This is a genomic window from Enterobacter sp. PI-10, assembly GCF_027947695.1.
In the GTDB taxonomy this organism is placed as follows: domain Bacteria; phylum Pseudomonadota; class Gammaproteobacteria; order Enterobacterales; family Enterobacteriaceae; genus Enterobacter; species Enterobacter vonholyi.
Window position 1 is genome coordinate 82,941 of the sequence record NZ_JAJNOG010000006.1, and the last position, 18,284, is coordinate 101,224.

An 18,284-nucleotide genomic window follows, 5' to 3' on the forward strand; every position below is an offset into this window, starting at 1 on the left:
ATAATTGTAATGGTTGACGATTGAAGGTCGCGTATTCATTCCACCAATTAGTGCCACCACGTCATACCCTGTAGTGTTGCCCACGCCACGAGAACATAGCGCAACGCCTTGCCAAGGCACAAAAAAAAGAGCACCGGTCCCCAGGAGATGCGCATCCATCCCGCCAGCAGACACAGTAAATCGCCTATTACAGGCATCCAGCTTAATAACAGCGTGGCAGCGCCATAGCGTTTTAGCCAGCCGACTGCCTTTTCCTGCCAGCGCGATTTTTCACGCAGCGGAAAGAAACGCCCAAGAATAACGTTAGTCAGCCCTCCAAGGCTATTACCCATTGTTGCTATTAATACAAGCAGCCAGGGCTGACTCACGCCGGACAACAGCATCGCCACCAGCACCACTTCCGAATTTCCCGGTAACAGCGTGGCGCTTAAAAAACTGCTGGCGAATAATGAGGCAAGTGACAGCGCGTCACTCACAGTAAGCGTACATCCACCGCATCCATTCCGGCATCACGCGCGGCCTGGATGCCGAAATCGGCATCTTCAAACACGACGCATTTTGCGGCCGGGACGCCCATTAATTCTGCGCAAAGCAGGAAGGTGTCCGGTGCGGGCTTGTGATGTTTAACATGATCGGCGGCGACCACGGCAGAAAAATAGTGGCGCAGGCCAAGATGATTGAGCAAAGCTTCTGCAATCGCACTTTCGCTGCCTGTTCCTACCGACATCGGGCGACGCCCGTGCCACTCTTTTACCACATCAATCAGCGGCAGAGGGCGTACGGTATCTAAAAGCATGGCTTTTACTGCATCGGTTTTTTCGCGCGCGAGCAGGTGCGGGTCGAGATCGGCCTGATTCAGTTCAATCACGGCCTGTGCAATACGCCAGGTGGGAGATCCGTTGAGGGCAATCATCGCCTGAAGATCGAAACGCATACCGTAGCGGCCCAGGACGTCTGTCCAGGCTTGACGATGCGTGGGTTCGGTATCCAGGAGAGTGCCATCCATATCGAAGATCAAACCGTCATACTGTGCGTACATCGTGCTCTCGCTAAACGATTAACAAAGCATTACTTTATCGTAAATGGTGGTTTTTGTCGCTGACTGAGAGTGTGATTGCTGACGGAACGTCGAAGGAATAAACAAAGAAGGAGAAGATGGTGCATCCGGGAGGATTCGAACCTCCGACCGCTCGGTTCGTAGCCGAGTACTCTATCCAGCTGAGCTACGGATGCATCGGGAAATGCTTTCAGAAACAGTAAATGGTGCATCCGGGAGGATTACTCGGCTGCGCCTCGCCCTTCGGGCCGTTGCTAAAGCAACGTTATCCTCCCTGGTGCTTGCGATTAACTCGCAGACCTTGAAACAACAGCATAACTGTTGTCTCGGAGAATATGGTGCATCCGGGAGGATTCGAACCTCCGACCGCTCGGTTCGTAGCCGAGTACTCTATCCAGCTGAGCTACGGATGCATCAGGGTGCTGCTTTCAGAAATAGTAAATGGTGCATCCGGGAGGATTCGAACCTCCGACCGCTCGGTTCGTAGCCGAGTACTCTATCCAGCTGAGCTACGGATGCATCGGGATTTACTACTGTACTGCTCGATATTCATATCACTTCTAAAGCAATATGAAGTAATAGATGGTGCATCCGGGAGGATTCGAACCTCCGACCGCTCGGTTCGTAGCCGAGTACTCTATCCAGCTGAGCTACGGATGCAAAATGGCGGTGAGGCGGGGATTCGAACCCCGGATGCAGCTTTTGACCGCATACTCCCTTAGCAGGGGAGCGCCTTCAGCCTCTCGGCCACCTCACCACACAACGCCTCTTTCGAGTGCTTCGAGCAACTCGTTAAGAGCTTCTCGTCGCTGCGTGGCGCATATATTACTTTCTGGGACTTATAAGTCAAACAATTTTCCAAAAGCTTTTATCGTTTGCACAAATCACACGCAATTCGCATGTAAAAGCCGCAAAGAGGGTGTTTTATAAGCGGATTTTGCAGGCTTCTTCACAGAAAACCTATGCATAAAAGGCGGCGATAGGACGAGTTAAGGGTTATGGAGCGGTTAAAAAGAGAGCGATTGAAATTAAACGGTAACTTTGAGCAGGAAAAATGACAGGAGGGTTGCGTCTCGCCCGACAGCGAGACGCGACAATATCAGTAACTGGACTGCTGGGATTTTTCAGCCTGGATACGCTGGTAGATCTCTTCACGGTGGACAGATACTTCTTTAGGAGCGTTAACACCAATACGTACCTGGTTACCCTTTACCCCTAAAACTGTCACGGTGACCTCATCCCCAATCATGAGGGTCTCACCAACTCGACGAGTCAGAATCAGCATTCTTTGCTCCTTGAAAGATTAAAAGAGTCGGGTCTCTTGTATCCCGGCATTATCCATCATATAACGCCAAAAAGTAAGCGATGACAAACACGTAAAGTGTAAGCAGTCACGGCATCACATTCTGTTAAACGTAAGTTTAGCCGATATACACAAACTCAACCTGACTTTATCGTTATCGATAGCACAGTGAACAAGACGCCATAACGTTACCGCTATGGCGTCTGCTTGTGCTTTGTAGTTATTACAGTTTCGCGCTTACCCAGCTTTCAACGCTGGCCAATGCTGCAGGGAGTGCCGCCGCATCCGTACCACCGGCTTGCGCCATGTCCGGACGACCGCCACCCTTGCCGCCCACCTGCTGAGCGACCATACCAATCAGTTCCCCTGCTTTTACGCGGTCGGTCACATCCTTAGATACGCCCGCAATCAGAGAAACCTTACCTTCTGCCACTGTCGCCAGCACGATAACGGTAGAACCAAGCTGGTTCTTGAGATCGTCGACCATAGTACGCAGCATCTTAGGCTCAACGCCCGCCAGATCGCTGACCAGCAGTTTGACGCCCTTAATGTCTACAGCCTTGCTGGAGAGGTTTGCACTCTCCTGCGCCGCAGCCTGCTCTTTCAGCTGCTGCAGCTCTTTTTCCAGCTGACGCGTGCGATCCAGCGCAACGCGCACTTTCTCGCCCAGGTTCTGGCTATCGCCTTTCAGCAGCTGCGCGATATCGTGCAGTTGATCGCTCTGCGCATGCAGGCTGGCAATCGCACCTTCACCGGTCACCGCTTCAATACGACGCACGCCTGCCGCCGTACCCGACTCGGAAACAATACGGAACAGGCCGATGTCACCGGTGCGCGAGGCGTGTGTACCGCCGCACAGCTCGGTAGAGAAGTCGCCCATGCTCAGCACGCGAACACGTTCGTCGTATTTCTCGCCAAACAGCGCCATCGCACCTTTTTTCTTCGCGTCCTCGAGATCCATGATGTGGGTCTCGATTGGCAGGTTACGACGGATCTGCGCGTTCACCAGATCTTCCACCGCACGGATTTCAGACGGCTTCATCGCTTCAAAATGAGAGAAGTCGAAGCGCAGCACTTTGTCGTTAACCAGAGAACCTTTCTGTGCAACGTGGGTACCGAGCACATCGCGCAGGGCAGCGTGCATCAGGTGGGTTGCCGAGTGGTTCAGACGAATGCGCGCGCGGCGAGCTTCATCAACGTTAGCCTGGACGCCCTCGCCCACTTTCAGAGAACCGGAAACCAGTTTGCCCTGGTGACCAATCGCCTGACCGTATTTCTGGGTGTCGCTGACGCTGAAGCTAAAGCCATTGCCCTTCAGTTCGCCTTTATCACCAACCTGACCGCCGGATTCGGCGTAGAACGGCGTTTTGTCCAGAATGACAACCGCATCCTGACCCGCGCTGATGCTGTCCACGGCTTTGCCGTCAACAAACAGGGCGGTCACTTTGCCGGTCAGTTCCAGCGCGTCATAACCTTTGAATTCAGACGCGCTATCAACGCGGATCATCGCGTTGTAGTCTGCACCGAAACCGCTGGACTCACGCGCACGACGGCGCTGCTCTTCCATCGCGGCTTCGAAGCCCGCTTCGTCAACTTTGATGTTGCGCTCGCGGCAAACGTCCGCCGTCAGGTCAACCGGGAAGCCATAGGTATCGTACAGGCGGAAAGCTGTTTCGCCATCCAGCGTGTCGCCCTTGAGCTTCGCCAGCTCTTCGTCCAGCAGCGCCAGACCGCGCTCCAGAGTACGGGCAAACTGCTCTTCTTCGGTTTTCAGAACCTGCTCAACCTGCGCCTGCTGGCGTTTCAGCTCGTCACCGGCTGAACCCATCACGCCGATCAGTGGCCCAACGAGTTTGTAGAAGAAGGTGTCCTTCGCGCCCAGCATGTTGCCGTGACGAATAGCACGACGAATGATACGACGCAGCACGTAGCCACGGTTTTCATTCGACGGGATAACGCCGTCTGCAATCAGGAACGCGCAGGAACGAATGTGGTCCGCGATAACGCGCAGCGATTTGTTGTTCAGATCGGTCGCGCCGGTGACTTCGGCAACGGCTTTGATCAGGGTGCTGAACAGGTCAATCTCATAGTTGGAGTTAACGTGCTGCAGAACCGCGGCAATACGCTCCAGGCCCATACCGGTATCAACGGAAGGCTTCGGCAGCGGCTCCATCGTACCGTCGGCCTGACGGTTGAACTGCATGAAGACGATGTTCCAGATCTCAATGTAGCGATCGCCGTCTTCTTCCGGGCTTCCTGGAGGGCCACCCCAGATGTGGTCGCCGTGATCGTAGAAGATCTCGGTGCACGGACCGCAAGGACCGGTATCACCCATCTGCCAGAAGTTGTCGGACGCGTAAGGCGCGCCTTTGTTATCGCCGATGCGAATAATACGCTCGCGCGGGATCCCGACTTCTTTTTCCCAGATTTCGTAGGCTTCGTCATCGGTTTCATAGACGGTAACCCACAGACGCTCTTTCGGCAGGTTGAACCAGTTTTCACCGGTCAGCAGTTCCCACGCATATTGAATGGCATCGTGTTTGAAGTAGTCGCCGAAGCTGAAGTTACCCAGCATTTCGAAGAAGGTGTGGTGACGCGCGGTGTAACCGACGTTTTCCAGGTCGTTGTGTTTACCGCCCGCACGCACGCAACGCTGTGAGGTTGTGGCGCGGGAATAATTACGCTTGTCGAGACCAAGGAACACATCCTTGAACTGGTTCATCCCGGCGTTGGTAAACAGCAGAGTCGGATCGTTGTTCGGTACCAGGGAGCTGCTGGCAACAACCTGGTGTCCCTTACTATGGAAAAAATCGAGAAACGCCTGACGGATCTCAGCGGTGCTCTTGCTCATAATTATCCTGAAATCAAGCTAACGAAATGTCGTAGCCAGCCTGTATCGGTAAACCGTTGGACAGACCAGCTACTGGAAAAAGTGGGAATAAGATAAGTTTTCTTTAGTGGGAAGTAAAATCCCGCATGCGTTCAATCGGCAAAATTACGCCAGATATCCTGAATATCTTCCATCAGAAAGCCGCGGTAGAGCAAAAAGCGCTGGATTTTAACTTTTTCTGAAAATTCACGCGGCAGCGGCTCGCCGTACTTGCGAATCGCCTGTTCTCTTGCCAGTTCGCACCAGTCAATATCGCATTCGCGCATCGCTTTTTCGATGGACTCCCGGGCTACCCCTTTCTGGTTTAGCTCCTGCCGGATGCGCGCGGGCCCGTATCCTTTACGGCCACGGCTGGCGAGAAACCGCGAGGCAAAACGCTCGTCATCAAGATAGCGATGCTCATAGCACCAGGCGATGACGCGGTCATAATCTTCCGCGGCGGCATCAATCTCTTCCGGGCCGTTTTTACTCATCACCGGCGCCGACAGTTTTCGCCGCAGCTCCTGTTCGCTGTGGTCACGGACGGCCAGGATGCGCACCGCGCGATCAAGTAAGCGTGCATACGCGGGTCGACGTGTTGTCGGTTCACTCATAAAAAAACCTGCTGATTCACAAATGCAAAAAGGGCCGCATCAGCAGCCCTTCATTGTTAAACGAGAGAATTAAAAGTCTTCGTTAGTTTCTTCAGCATCCGCGCTATCAACCGCGAAATCAGGCGTGGAGTCCTGGTTGTTCAGCAGAAGCTCACGCACTTTCTTCTCGATCTCTTTCGCCGCAGCCGGGTTCTCTTTCAGCCAGGAGATGGCATTCGCTTTACCCTGACCAATCTTGTCACCGTTGTAGCTGTACCAGGCGCCCGCTTTTTCAATCAGCTTCTCTTTCACGCCCAGGTCAACCAGCTCACCGAAGAAGTTAATACCTTCGCCGTAGAGGATCTGGAACTCAGCCTGCTTGAACGGCGCAGCGATTTTGTTCTTCACAACCTTGACGCGGGTTTCGCTACCGACGACGTTCTCACCCTCTTTCACCGCGCCGATACGGCGGATATCCAGACGGACAGAGGCGTAGAATTTCAGGGCGTTCCCCCCGGTCGTGGTTTCCGGGTTACCGAACATCACGCCGATTTTCATACGGATCTGGTTGATGAAGATCAGCAGCGTGTTGGACTGCTTCAGGTTACCCGCCAGCTTACGCATCGCCTGGCTCATCATACGAGCCGCAAGGCCCATATGAGAGTCGCCGATTTCGCCTTCGATTTCGGCTTTTGGCGTCAGTGCGGCAACGGAGTCGACCACGATAACGTCAACAGCACCAGAACGCGCCAGCGCGTCACAAATTTCCAGTGCCTGCTCACCGGTGTCCGGCTGAGAACACAGCAGGTTGTCGATATCGACGCCCAGCTTACGGGCATACACAGGGTCCAGCGCGTGCTCGGCATCGATAAACGCACAGGTTTTACCTTCGCGCTGTGCCGCGGCAATGACCTGCAGCGTCAGGGTGGTTTTACCGGAGGACTCTGGCCCGTAGATTTCTACGATACGGCCCATAGGCAGGCCGCCAGCGCCCAGCGCGATATCCAGAGAAAGCGAACCGGTGGAGATGGTTTCCACATCCATGGAACGGTCTTCACCCAGGCGCATGATGGAGCCTTTACCGAATTGCTTTTCGATCTGGCCCAGTGCTGCCGCCAACGCTTTCTGTTTGTTTTCGTCGATAGCCATTATTACTCCTGTCATGCCGGGAGAAGCGACTGTGCTTCACCGTGGATTTCTGTTCTGTTGGTGCAATTATACTGTATGGTCATACAGTATCAAGTGTTTTGTAGAAATTGTTGCCAGAGCGTTTTTAACGCATATTCCGTTGCCTGACGACGCACGCTTTCGCGATCGCCGCTGAAGCACTCCCGGCGGGTGATGCCTTCGCCTTTAGAAGTAGCAAACCCAAACCAGACTGTGCCGACAGGCTTCACGTCGCTACCGCCGTCCGGGCCCGCAATGCCGCTAATGGAAATTGCGTAATCTGCGCGCGCCTCTTTGAGCGCACCAATGGCCATCTCGATCACCACCGGTTCGCTGACCGCGCCATGCTGTTCAAGCGTGGATTCGCGCACGCCAATCATCTGTGCTTTAGCTTCGTTACTGTAGGTCACAAATCCGCGTTCAAACCAGGCGGAACTGCCGGCAATATCGGTAATCGCTTTCGCCACCCAGCCGCCGGTGCAGGATTCCGCGGTGGTGATTGTCGCGCCACGCTGCTTCAGCGCAAGACCAACAATCTCGCTAAGCTGCATCAATTCATGGTCAGTCATTCTCGCTCCAGGCATCAGAAAAACGTGCTGCACAAGATAGCACTTTCTCGTCAGATGTGGGGATGCACTTCAGGTTTTACGAGGGAGCTTCAGAAAAAAGCCGATGCGGGCGCACCGGCCGTGGAAATGTTATTTCATGCTGTCGGCGAGGGTGTTCACATTGTGGCGAAATGCCTTAACGTAGGTGTCTGCCACCCCGCCTTTTGCCGACAGCGCTTCCGGATACAGTTCGCCCCCCGGCTGTGCGCCCGTCGCCGACGCTATCTGCTTCACCAGACGCGGATCGAGCTGATTTTCCATAAACCAGGTTTTGACGCCGTCGGCTTTGATCTGATTGATAATCTCAGCAACCTGCGACGCGCTGGCCTCGCTCTCGGACGACAGTCCCTGCGGCGCCATAAACGTCACGCCGTAGGCGCGGCTGAAATAGCCAAACGCGTCATGGCTGGTCAACACGTTACGCTTCGCCTGCGGGATCTGGCTAAAGCGCGTTTTGGCCCAGCTATCCAGCTGGTTAAGCTGCGCGATATACGGTTTACCGGAGGCTTCCAGCGCGGCTTTGTCCTGCGGATCGGCTTTCACCAGCCCGTTCAGAATATTTTGTGCATACAGCGCCCCGTTCGCCGCGCTGTTCCACGCGTGCGGATCGGTCACGGTCTTTCCATCTTCCTCAAGCGTGTGGGTTTTCACCCCGGCTGAGGCGACGACCAGCTGTCCTTTGAACCCGGAGGCCTTCACCAGCCGATCGAGCCAGCCCTCCAGCCCCAGGCCGTTTACCACCACCACATCGGCCTTGCTCAGCGCCGCGCTGTCTTTCGGCGACGGTTCAAAGGTATGCGGATCGCCGTCCGGCCCGACCAGCGTCGTCACGTTCACATGGTCACCGCCCACCTCCTGCGTGATATCTCCCAGTATCGAAAAGCTGGTCACCACATTCAGCGTTTTCGCCATCACGCCGTGCGACATCATCCCCAGCGCGAGCGCCACTGCTAATCCTGTACGCTTCATCGTTTCCCCTTGCGTTAAAAATACGCCCGCAGGCTGCCAGCGAGCCTGCTTCGCGTACCCAATAAAATGGAAATAAAGAACAGCGCGCTGGCGGTGAGCACGATGGATGGCCCGGCCGGAAGACTCATCGCCCAGGAGAGGCTCAGCCCCAGCCATGCGCAAAAAATACCGCTGATGCCCGCCATCAGGAGTAACGCCGGTAGCGTGCGTACCCAGCAGCGAGCTGCCACAGCCGGCAGCATCATCAGACCAACGGCCATCAGCGTGCCGAGCACCTGAAAACCGGCCACCAGGTTAAGGACCAGCAGCGCCAGAAACAGTCCGTGCAGCAGGCCGGGCAGCCAGCGGGCGTTCACCTCTAGCCAGGCGGTGTCAAACGCTTCGGTAACCAGTCCGCGATAGAACATCGCCAGCACGATAAGGGTGAACATGCACACGCCCGTAACAAACAGCGCGGCGTCGTTGTCCACGGCGAGGATGGAGCCAAACAGCAGATGCAGCAGATCGACATTCGACCCACGCAGCGACACCAGCGTGACCCCCAGCGCCAGCGAGCCAAGATAAAACCCGGCAAAGCTGGCATCTTCCTTAAGCGGCGTGCGTCGACTGACCAGACCGGCCAGCAGCGCCACGGTAATTCCCGCGATAAAACCGCCAATACTCATCGCCAGCAGCGACATACCGCTGAGCAAATACCCCACGGCGACACCCGGCAAAATCGCGTGAGAAAGGGCGTCGCCCATCAGGCTCATCCGACGCAGCTGAAGAAACACGCCGAGCGCGGTGGTGCTGACCGAGAGCGCCAGGCAAACCACCAGGGCACGACGCATAAAGCCGTACTCAATAAACGGCTGAAAAAAGAGATGCCAGATCATGCCACCCTCACCCGCTCGGTTTTCCACTGGGGCACGTCAGCATCCAGCCGCAGCGTTTGCGGGAAATGGCGCGACACGCGCTCGCTGTCGTGCAGAACCGCGAGCAGCGTTTGCCCCTGCATATACATCTCCAGCATCACGTCCATCAGCACGTTGCAGGTGGCTTCATCGACGCCGGTAAAGGGCTCATCCAGCATCACCAGCGGCGCCTGCTGTACCAGAACGCGGGCAAACAGCATGCGCTGGAACTGCCCGCCGGAGAGCTCATCGATGGTGGATAACGCCATGGTTTCCAGTCCGACGCGCTCAAGAGCGCTGGCAAGGCGCAGCCGCGCTTCGCGACGAAACCCGGAAAACAGCGAAATGCCCGGCCAGCATCCCATGCTTACCACGTCCTGTACGGTCAGCGGAAACTGCGCCTCAAGCGCGTGGCGCTGTGCCAGCCATCCGATTACCGGGCGCTTCCCCTGCCAGCGAAAGCCGCCGCTGACGGGAGGAATAAACCCCGCCAGCGTTTTCAGCAGCGTGGATTTCCCGCAGCCGTTAGCGCCGATAATGGCGGTCATGCTTCCGCGCTCAATCGTGCCCGAAAGGGGCCGCGTAATGGGCTGGCGTTCATAACCCGCGACCAGTTCATTCATCACAATCATGGCAATGCCACCGCCCAGCGCACGGCCAGCCCAATAAAGACAACCAACACCAGCGCCAGCAAAAGCCGAACCGGAGCAGACAGAGAGAAAAGGGACGTTGACATCTCGACACCAAATTAAATGTTATAACATAACAATAATAAAAGGGAGTTAAGATGTAAATGGCGGGTTTGCAGAGGGAGTGTGGCGAAATGTTTCTGAGGGAAATAGGTGCGCGCGGGTGCCCTCACCCCAGCCCTCTCCCACAGGGAGAGGGGGAATAAGGTGACTTACTGACTAAACGGTGACGCCGCCGGCACGCGGGCCTGCGATACCGCCAGCCCCAGCTGCCATACAGCCATCGCATAGTGGGTGCTGTGGTTATAGCGGGTAATGGTGTAGAAATTCGGCAGACCGTACCAGTACTGATAGCCCGTCCCGACATCCAGACGCAGCAGACTCACCTGATCGACATTGCCCAGCGGCTGGGTTGGCGTTAAGCCTGCCGCCGTCAGCTGTGCAACGCTGTATTTGGTTTTAAAGCCGTTTTCCAGCCCAAACGCCTCGCCGTTCGCCTGCACCGCAACTTGCCCGCCCGGCACCCAGCCGTGCGCTTTAAAGTAGTTCGCCACGCTGCCGATGGCATCCACCGGATCCCACAGGTTGATATGGCCATCTCCGTTAAAGTCGACGGCATACTGTTTATAGGACGACGGCATAAACTGCCCGTAGCCCATCGCGCCGGCAAACGACCCTTTCAGATCGAGCGGATCGTCCTGCTCGTTGCGCGCCATCAGCAGGAAGGTCTCCAGCTCGGAGGAGAAATACTCCGCGCGGCGCGGATAGTTAAAGGAGAGCGTCGCCAGCGCATCCAGGATGCGGGTTTTCCCCATCACGCGGCCCCAGCGGGTTTCCACGCCGATAATCCCGACGATGATTTCAGGCGGTACGCCGTACACCTGCCACGCGCGGTTGAGCGCCTCTTCATACTGATTCCAGAACGCCACGCCGTTTTGCACGTTGTCCGGAGTAATAAACTGCTTGCGATAGCGCAGCCACGCGCCGTTCGGCCCGCTCGGCACCTGGGCCGTCGGCGCCTGTCTGTCCATCAGACGCAGCACGTAGTCCAGACGCTTCGCCTGAGACAAAATTTCGTGCAGCTGCTGTCTGTCAAAGCCGTGTTTGCTCACCATTTTATCGATGAACTGCTCGGCCGCCGGGTTATCCGCGAAGTCGCCCCCCATCTGCATCATATTGTGCTGCGGCTCCAGCAGGAATCCTCCGGAAGGCGCGCCCGCCGTTTGCTGAACGGCTTCGGTCTTAGGTTTGCTACTACAGGCAGACAGCAGAATAAGCGCAGGCAACAGCGCTGCATAACGACGCTTGAACATGAGACATCCATTTAACGGGTTCGATAAGAACCCAGTATGGTAAAGCATCCGCAACACCTCAAGGAAGCGGTACGCACCTTCCCTACGCAAATCCGCGCTTTTTTCCATCGAAAATCATTAGCCCCACCAATAAACTTTCAAAATAATCCATTTTTCTTTCATTGTGAGATCTAATTAACACTTTAAAACCTTTCAAAGTGATTATTATTAGCCCAGCCAGACAAAAACAAAAAAGCCTCACAGGAGAGAAGAATGATAGAAACCATCACCCACGGCGCCGAGTGGTTCATCGGGCTATTTCAAAAAGGCGGAGAAGTGTTCACCGGCATGGTGACCGGGATCCTGCCCCTGCTGATCAGCCTGCTGGTCATCATGAACGCGCTGATCAACTTTATCGGCCAGCAGCGCATTGAACGCTTCGCCCAGCGCTGCGCCGGAAACCCGCTGTCCCGCTACCTGATACTGCCCTTTATCGGCACCTTCGTGTTCTGCAACCCGATGACCTTAAGCCTCGGCCGCTTTATGCCGGAAAAGTACAAGCCGAGCTACTACGCCGCCGCCTCCTACAGCTGCCATTCGATGAACGGCCTGTTCCCGCACATCAACCCCGGCGAGCTGTTCGTTTATCTCGGGATCGCCAGCGGCCTTACTACGCTTGGCCTGCCGCTCGGCCCGCTGGCGGTGAGCTACCTGCTGGTCGGTCTGGTGACCAATTTCTTCCGCGGCTGGGTGACCGACCTCACCACCGCTATTTTCGAGAAAAAAATGGGCATCCAGCTTGAACAGAAGGTCCATCTTTCAGGAGCCACAGCATGAACCGGATCCGCATTGACAAAGGCACGGGCGGCTGGGGTGGCCCGCTGGAGTTCGACGCCACCGAAGGCAAAAAGATTGTTTACATCACCGCGGGTACCCGCCCGGCGATCGTCGACAGGCTGCGCGAGCTGACCGGCTGGGAAGCGGTCGACGGCTTCAAAGAAGGCGAGCCGCCGGAAGCAGAAATTGGCGTGGCGGTGATCGACTGCGGCGGCACGCTGCGCTGCGGTATCTATCCGAAGCGCCGTATTCCGACGGTAAATATTCACTCCACCGGAAAATCCGGGCCGCTGGCGCAGTACATCCTCGAAGACATTTATGTCTCGGGCGTTAAGGAAGACAACATCACCCTGGTGAAGGGGACGTCTGCACCGCAAAAAGCGGCTCCGCGCGAGTACGACACCAGCAAGAAAATCACCGAGCAGAGCGACGGCCTGCTGGCGAAGGTCGGGATGGGCATGGGTTCCGCCGTGGCGGTGCTTTTCCAGTCTGGGCGCGACACCATCGACACGGTGCTGAAAACCATTCTGCCGTTTATGGCGTTCGTCTCGGCGCTGATCGGCATCATCATGGCCTCCGGCCTGGGCGACTGGATTGCCCACGGCCTCGCCCCGCTCGCCAGCCACCCGCTCGGGCTGGTGACGCTGGCGCTGATCTGTTCCTTCCCGCTGCTGTCGCCGTTCCTCGGCCCGGGCGCGGTGATCGCTCAGGTCATCGGCGTGCTGATTGGCGTGCAGATTGGTCTGGGGAACATTCCCCCGCACCTCGCCCTGCCCGCCCTGTTTGCCATTAACGCCCAGGCGGCGTGCGATTTCATCCCCGTTGGGCTGTCGCTGGCCGAAGCGCGCCAGGACACCGTGCGCGTGGGCGTGCCGTCCGTGCTGGTCAGCCGCTTCCTGACGGGCGCGCCCACGGTGCTGATTGCCTGGTTTGTCTCCGGCTTTATTTATCAATAAGAGGTTCCTGCAATGACCGTGATTTACCAGACCACCATTACCCGCATCGGCCAGAGCGCCGCCGACGCGCTGAGCGACCAGATGCTGATCACCTTCCGCGAAGGGGCGCCTGCGGATATCGAAGAGTTTTGCTTTATCCACTGCCACGGCGAGCTGAACGGTGAGCTGAAGGCCGGTAGCCAGCTTGAGCTGGGCGAGGCGCGCTATGCCGTGACCGCCGTCGGCGACGTGGCCGAGCAAAACCTGCGCGAGCTGGGCCACATCACCCTGCGTTTCGACGGCCAGCCGCAGGCCGAGTATCCCGGTACGGTTCACGTGGCGGGCCCGGTTCCGCAGGCTGTCACCCCAGGCTGCACGTTAAAATTTGTTGCGTAATTAAGGAGATAGACATGAGTCAGGTTGCCGTTGTCATTGGTGGAGGACAAACCTTAGGCGAGTTCCTCTGCCGTGGGCTTGCCGCAGAGGGCTACCGCGTGGCGGTAGTGGATATTCAGAGTGAAAAAGCCGCCCGCGTGGCGGACACCATTAACACCGAGTTTGGCGAAGGAATGGCGTACGGGTTTGGCGCCGACGCCACCAGCGAGCAGAGCGTGATGGCGCTGGCCCGCGGCGTGGACGAGATTTTTGGGCGTACCGATCTGCTGGTCTACAGCGCGGGAATTGCGAAAGCGGCCTTTATCAGCGATTTCGAACTGGGGGATTTTGACCGCTCGCTGCAGGTCAATCTGGTGGGCTATTTCCTCTGTGCCCGCGAGTTTTCCCGTCTGATGATCCGCGACGGCATTCAGGGACGCATCATTCAGATCAACTCCAAATCAGGAAAAGTGGGCAGCAAGCACAACTCCGGCTACAGCGCGGCGAAGTTTGGCGGCGTGGGGCTGACGCAGTCTCTGGCGCTGGATCTGGCCGAGTACGGCATTACCGTGCACTCGCTGATGTTGGGTAACCTGCTGAAATCGCCGATGTTCCAGTCCCTGCTGCCTCAGTATGCCACCAAGCTCGGCATCAAGGCTGAGGAAGTGGAGCAGTACTACATCGATAAAGTGCCGCTGAAGCGCGGGTGCGATTATCAGGACGTGCTGAACATGCTGCTGTTTTACGCCAGCCCGAAAGCCTCGTACTGCACCGGGCAGTCGATTAACGTCACCGGCGGGCAGGTAATGTTCTGATCGAGCGGCCTGATGCCTTCACCCTACCCCTCTCCACCGGGAGAGGGAACACAATAAGGAGCCGATATGGTCACCGCACTCATCACCGTCGCCGCCCTCGCCTGGCTCTGCCAGATGGCGTTCGGCGGCTGGCAAATTCACCAGTTTAACCGCGCGTTTGATGCCCTGTGCCAGAAAGGCCGCGTGGGCGTCGGGCGTTCCGGCGGACGCTTTAAACCGCGAGTCGTCGTGGCTATTGCGCTGGACGAAAACAATAACGTCTGCGATTCCCTCATCATGCGCGGCATGACCGTCTTTGCCCGTCCGGTGAAAATCCAGGCAATCAACGGCATTTCGCTGCAGGAATTGCAGCCTGATGTGATCTTTCCCCATGATCCACTCTGTCAGAATGCACTATCATTAGCGCTTAATCTGAAACATGGATAATTTCGTTGTGAAAGATATAGACTTGCGAAATTATCATTTCGCAACCTAAGGAACGAAGCGCCTATGAAACCTCGTCAGCGGCAGGCGGCCATTCTCGAGCATCTGCAAAAGCAGGGAAAATGTTCGGTAGAGGATCTGGCCCACTACTTTGACACCACCGGCACGACGATACGCAAGGACCTCGTATTGCTCGAAAACTCTGGCGCCGTCATTCGAACCTACGGCGGCGTGGTGCTTAATAAGGACGAAGCCGACCCGCCTATCGACCACAAAACGCTGATCAATACCCACCAGAAAGCGATGATTGCCGAAGCCGCCGTAAAATTTATCCACGATGGCGACTCCATCATTCTGGATGCAGGCAGTACCGTTCTGCAGATGATCCCGCTGCTCAGCCGCTTTAACAACATCACGGTGATGACCAACAGCCTGCACATCGTCAACGCGCTGTCGGAGTTCGACAGCGAGCAGACCATCCTGATGCCCGGCGGCACCTTTCGCAAAAAATCCGCCTCATTCCACGGACAGCTGGCGGAGAACGCCTTCGACCACTTCAGCTTTGATAAACTGTTCATGGGCACCGACGGCATCGACCTGAACGCGGGCGTCACCACCTTCAACGAGGTGTTCAGCGTCAGTAAAGCCATGTGTAACGCCGCGCGGGAGGTGATTCTGATGGCGGACTCGTCGAAGTTTGGCCGTAAAAGCCCCAACATTGTCTGTAGCCTTGAAAGCGTCGACAAGCTGATTACCGACGCGGGTATCGACCCGGCGTTCAAAAAAGCGCTGGAAGAGAAAGGCATCGACGTGATCGTAACCGGAGAGAGAGATGAGTGATTTTCTGTTAGAAACGGGTCGCCAGACGCTGACGCTGGAACTGCAGGAAGCCAGCCGCCTGCCGGAACGTCTGGGCGAGGATTTTGTCCGCGCCGCCAACACCATTATCCACTGCGAAGGCAAAGTGATCGTGGCGGGCATCGGTAAATCCGGCCATATCGGCAAAAAGATTGCTGCGACGCTCGCCAGCACCGGCACCCCGGCCTTCTTCGTGCATCCGGCAGAGGCGCTGCACGGCGATCTGGGGATGATAGAAAGCCGCGACGTGATGCTGTTTATCTCTTACTCCGGTTCGGCCAAAGAGCTGGATCTCATTATTCCGCGCCTGCAGGAAAAATCCGTCGCCCTGCTGGCGATGACCGGGAAATCCCGCTCGCCGCTAGCGCTGGCCGCCAAAGCGACGCTGGATATTTCCGTTGAGCGTGAAGCCTGTCCGATGCACCTCGCCCCGACCTCCAGCACCGTGAATACCCTGATGATGGGCGACGCGCTGGCGATGGCGGTGATGCAGGCGCGCGGCTTTAACGAAGAAGATTTCGCCCGCTCGCATCCGGCGGGGGCGCTCGGGGCACGCCTGCTCAACAAGGTTCACCACCTGATGCGCACCGACGATGCTATTCCGCAGGTCAAACTCAATACCAGCGTCATGGACGCGATGCTGGAGCTCAGCCGCACCGGTCTGGGGCTGGTGGCGGTGTGCGATGACGACGGGTACGTCAAAGGCGTATTCACCGACGGCGACCTGCGCCGCTGGCTGGTGGGCGGCGGCAGGCTGGAAACCCAAGTGTCGGACGCCATGACCAAAGGGGGGCTGACGCTGAACGCCGAGAGCCGCGCCATTGAAGCCAAAGAGGTGCTGATGAAGCGCAAAATCACCGCCGCACCGGTGGTGGATGACACCGGCAGGCTGTGCGGCGCCATCAACCTGCAGGATTTCTATCAGGCCGGGATTATCTAACCCTTCAGCCCGAGACGCTTCGCCAGCCGGTGCAGGTTGGCGACGTCCATCTCCAGCGCCCGCGCGCACGCCGCCCAGCTGCGGTTATTCTGCTCCAGCGCGCGGGTAATCATCCGACGCTGGAATTCTTCCGTCGCCTCGCGTAGATTCTCGTTTGCGCTCTCGGGCGCAGCAGCCTTCACGGTCGGGGCAGTTTCCTCATGCAGTGCAAAATGCCGCGCATGAATTACCACCTCATCTCCCGAACGCGTCGCCCGCGCCAGCACGACCGCGCGGTGAATTGCGTGTTCCAGCTCGCGCACGTTGCCCGGCCAGCCGTAGCTCAGTAGATGCGTTCTCGCACCCGGGCTCAGCACCACGCGGGAAAGCCCCATCCTGAGACGGCACTGCTCGCAGAAAAAGCCCGCCAGCAGCAATACGTCATCCCCGCGCTCGCGCAGCGGCGGCACGGTAAGCGGGAACACGCTCAGGCGATGGAACAGGTCGGCGCGGAACTGCCCGGCCAGCACCGCTTCACGCAGGTCGCGGTTGGTCGCCGCCAGCACGCGAACGTCCACTCTGTGACTGCGGTCATCCCCCACGCGCTGGATATCGCCGTACTGCAGCACGCGCAGGAGTTTGGCCTGTAGCGACAGGGAGAGCTCGCCGATTTCATCCAGAAACAGCGTGCCGTTATCGGCCATTTCGAACTTGCCGCTGCGGTTGCTGATGGCCCCGGTAAACGCCCCTTTAACGTGACCAAAAAGCTCGCTTTCCGCCACGCTTTCCGGCAGCGCGGCGCAGTTGAGGTACACCAGCGGGTTCACCGCGCGCGGCGACGCTTCGTGAATGGACTTCGCCACCAGCTCCTTCCCGGTGCCGGTCTCCCCGGAGATCAGCACGTTCAAATCGGAAGCGGCAACGATCTCAATCTCTTTTTTGAGCTGCGCCATGCCCGGAGAGAGGCCAATCATCTCCGTATACGTGACTTGCTCAAACGCCGCCGGGCTGCCGGGAAGGATATTCTGGCTCTCCAGCTGTTCAATCAGCAGCGCGTTGTTAAGCGCCCCGGCGGCCAGGGCGGCAATCAGGCGCAGCTCTTCGTCGCTAAAGGCATCGAACTGGTCCGGCGAAAGGCCGTCGAGGGTCAGCGCCCCAATCAGGTTTTGCCCGGCAAACAGCGGCAGGCCGATACAGGCGTGCACCTTCAGGCTCTCCTGGCCGGGAATCAGCCCGTCGTACGGGTCGGGCAAGTCGCTGTCCGCCGGGAAGCGCACCACGTCACCCGCGCGGGCGATAGTCTCCAGACGCGGATGGCCTTCAAGGGTAAAACGCCGTCCGAGCACGTCCTTCGCCAGCCCGTCGATAGCCAGCGGGATAAACTGCCCTCCTTCGTAGCGCAGCAGCGCCGAGGCGTCACACGCCAGCACGTAGCGCAGCGTGGAGATCAGCCGCTGAAAGCGGTCCTGATGGCCGATACCGGTCTGCAGCTCAATGGCGATCTTCGCCAGCACGTCTACGGAAAAGCTCATAGTGACCTCGTTGTCATTTTGACAATGAATAGTGTCATATTGACAATATATTTGATAGTCATAATGACTACCCACTACGAGGCACGACAACATTAATTCATTAAAATCAAATAATTAAAAACTGGCACGCAACTTGATATAAGCAAATCA

Annotated in this window: 19 protein-coding genes and 5 tRNA genes; 7 read left to right on the forward strand and 17 right to left on the reverse strand. The window is 57.2% G+C overall.

What is annotated here, in order from left to right:
* Positions 1-47: 47 nt before the first annotated feature.
* From LRM19_RS14320 to mltB, 16 genes are all read right to left on the reverse strand, one after another.
* Complete coding sequence (locus LRM19_RS14320; protein WP_008499541.1) at positions 48-476, reverse strand: YqaA family protein; 429 nt, start codon at positions 474-476, stop codon at positions 48-50.
* Entirely contained in the window at positions 473-1,039 is a 567-nt protein-coding gene (yqaB, locus tag LRM19_RS14325; RefSeq protein WP_032648006.1) for a fructose-1-phosphate/6-phosphogluconate phosphatase, read from the reverse strand. The genes LRM19_RS14320 and yqaB overlap by 4 nt, the downstream gene beginning before the upstream one ends.
* Before the next feature lie 117 nt (positions 1,040-1,156).
* A tRNA-Arg gene (locus tag LRM19_RS14330) sits at positions 1,157-1,233 on the reverse strand.
* Between the two features lie 160 nt (positions 1,234-1,393).
* Positions 1,394-1,470: transfer RNA gene (locus LRM19_RS14335), tRNA-Arg, on the reverse strand.
* A 29-nt stretch (positions 1,471-1,499) separates the two neighbouring features.
* A tRNA-Arg gene (locus tag LRM19_RS14340) sits at positions 1,500-1,576 on the reverse strand.
* 64 nt (positions 1,577-1,640) lie between these two features.
* Positions 1,641-1,717: transfer RNA gene (locus tag LRM19_RS14345), tRNA-Arg, on the reverse strand.
* A 4-nt stretch (positions 1,718-1,721) separates the two neighbouring features.
* A tRNA-Ser gene (locus LRM19_RS14350) sits at positions 1,722-1,814 on the reverse strand.
* 342 nt (positions 1,815-2,156) lie between these two features.
* Positions 2,157-2,342, reverse strand: a complete 186-nt coding sequence (gene csrA, locus LRM19_RS14355) for a carbon storage regulator CsrA (protein WP_000906486.1) — start codon at positions 2,340-2,342, stop codon at positions 2,157-2,159.
* A gap of 241 nt (positions 2,343-2,583) precedes the next feature.
* Positions 2,584-5,211, reverse strand: a complete 2,628-nt coding sequence (gene alaS / locus LRM19_RS14360; RefSeq protein ID WP_271369198.1) for an alanine--tRNA ligase — start codon at positions 5,209-5,211, stop codon at positions 2,584-2,586.
* A 131-nt stretch (positions 5,212-5,342) separates the two neighbouring features.
* On the reverse strand, positions 5,343-5,843 hold the full coding sequence (gene recX, locus LRM19_RS14365) for a recombination regulator RecX (RefSeq protein ID WP_111965498.1): 501 nt from the start codon (positions 5,841-5,843) through the stop codon (positions 5,343-5,345).
* Positions 5,844-5,912: 69 nt separating this feature from the next.
* A complete protein-coding gene (recA, locus tag LRM19_RS14370) occupies positions 5,913-6,971 on the reverse strand; it encodes a recombinase RecA (RefSeq protein WP_024907698.1) in 1,059 nt (352 codons plus the stop codon).
* A gap of 89 nt (positions 6,972-7,060) precedes the next feature.
* Positions 7,061-7,558, reverse strand: coding sequence for a nicotinamide-nucleotide amidase (gene pncC, locus LRM19_RS14375; RefSeq protein ID WP_032643004.1), 498 nt, complete (start codon positions 7,556-7,558; stop codon positions 7,061-7,063).
* Between the two features lie 129 nt (positions 7,559-7,687).
* The gene (locus tag LRM19_RS14380) at positions 7,688-8,566 is read right to left on the reverse strand and encodes a metal ABC transporter substrate-binding protein (RefSeq protein ID WP_271369199.1); all 879 of its coding nucleotides are present in this window, start codon (positions 8,564-8,566) and stop codon (positions 7,688-7,690) included.
* Positions 8,567-8,580: 14 nt separating this feature from the next.
* On the reverse strand, positions 8,581-9,441 hold the full coding sequence (locus LRM19_RS14385; RefSeq protein WP_271369200.1) for a metal ABC transporter permease: 861 nt from the start codon (positions 9,439-9,441) through the stop codon (positions 8,581-8,583).
* On the reverse strand, positions 9,438-10,091 hold the full coding sequence (locus LRM19_RS14390; RefSeq protein ID WP_115876137.1) for a metal ABC transporter ATP-binding protein: 654 nt from the start codon (positions 10,089-10,091) through the stop codon (positions 9,438-9,440). The genes LRM19_RS14385 and LRM19_RS14390 overlap by 4 nt, the downstream gene beginning before the upstream one ends.
* A 269-nt stretch (positions 10,092-10,360) precedes the next feature.
* Positions 10,361-11,461 (reverse strand): lytic murein transglycosylase B, encoded by a 1,101-nt coding sequence (gene mltB / locus LRM19_RS14395; RefSeq protein ID WP_271369201.1) that lies wholly within the window; start codon positions 11,459-11,461, stop codon positions 10,361-10,363.
* 252 nt (positions 11,462-11,713) lie between these two features.
* Here mltB and srlA point away from each other — a divergent pair, with 252 nt between their 5' ends.
* The 7 genes from srlA (at position 11,714) to gutQ (ending at position 16,623) form a co-directional block, all read left to right on the forward strand.
* A complete protein-coding gene (gene srlA, locus LRM19_RS14400; protein WP_003862164.1) occupies positions 11,714-12,277 on the forward strand; it encodes a PTS glucitol/sorbitol transporter subunit IIC in 564 nt (187 codons plus the stop codon).
* The gene (gene srlE, locus LRM19_RS14405) at positions 12,274-13,233 is read left to right on the forward strand and encodes a PTS glucitol/sorbitol transporter subunit IIB (protein ID WP_271369202.1); all 960 of its coding nucleotides are present in this window, start codon (positions 12,274-12,276) and stop codon (positions 13,231-13,233) included. The genes srlA and srlE overlap by 4 nt, the downstream gene beginning before the upstream one ends.
* Positions 13,234-13,245: 12 nt before the next feature.
* Positions 13,246-13,608, forward strand: coding sequence for a PTS glucitol/sorbitol transporter subunit IIA (gene srlB, locus LRM19_RS14410; protein ID WP_008499554.1), 363 nt, complete (start codon positions 13,246-13,248; stop codon positions 13,606-13,608).
* A 14-nt stretch (positions 13,609-13,622) separates the two neighbouring features.
* On the forward strand, positions 13,623-14,402 hold the full coding sequence (gene srlD / locus LRM19_RS14415) for a sorbitol-6-phosphate dehydrogenase (RefSeq protein ID WP_023294411.1): 780 nt from the start codon (positions 13,623-13,625) through the stop codon (positions 14,400-14,402).
* Between the two features lie 66 nt (positions 14,403-14,468).
* The gene (gutM, locus tag LRM19_RS14420; protein WP_045908515.1) at positions 14,469-14,828 is read left to right on the forward strand and encodes a transcriptional regulator GutM; all 360 of its coding nucleotides are present in this window, start codon (positions 14,469-14,471) and stop codon (positions 14,826-14,828) included.
* Positions 14,829-14,891: 63 nt separating this feature from the next.
* Positions 14,892-15,665 carry a glucitol operon DNA-binding transcriptional repressor SrlR gene (gene srlR, locus LRM19_RS14425; protein WP_115876141.1) on the forward strand — a complete coding sequence of 258 codons (774 nt, stop codon included), beginning with the start codon at positions 14,892-14,894 and terminating at the stop codon, positions 15,663-15,665.
* Positions 15,658-16,623 (forward strand): arabinose-5-phosphate isomerase GutQ, encoded by a 966-nt coding sequence (gene gutQ / locus LRM19_RS14430; RefSeq protein WP_271369203.1) that lies wholly within the window; start codon positions 15,658-15,660, stop codon positions 16,621-16,623. The genes srlR and gutQ overlap by 8 nt, the downstream gene beginning before the upstream one ends.
* Here gutQ and norR read toward each other — a convergent pair.
* On the reverse strand, positions 16,620-18,134 hold the full coding sequence (norR, locus tag LRM19_RS14435; RefSeq protein ID WP_271369204.1) for a nitric oxide reductase transcriptional regulator NorR: 1,515 nt from the start codon (positions 18,132-18,134) through the stop codon (positions 16,620-16,622). The genes gutQ and norR overlap by 4 nt on opposite strands.
* Positions 18,135-18,284: the final 150 nt, after the last annotated feature.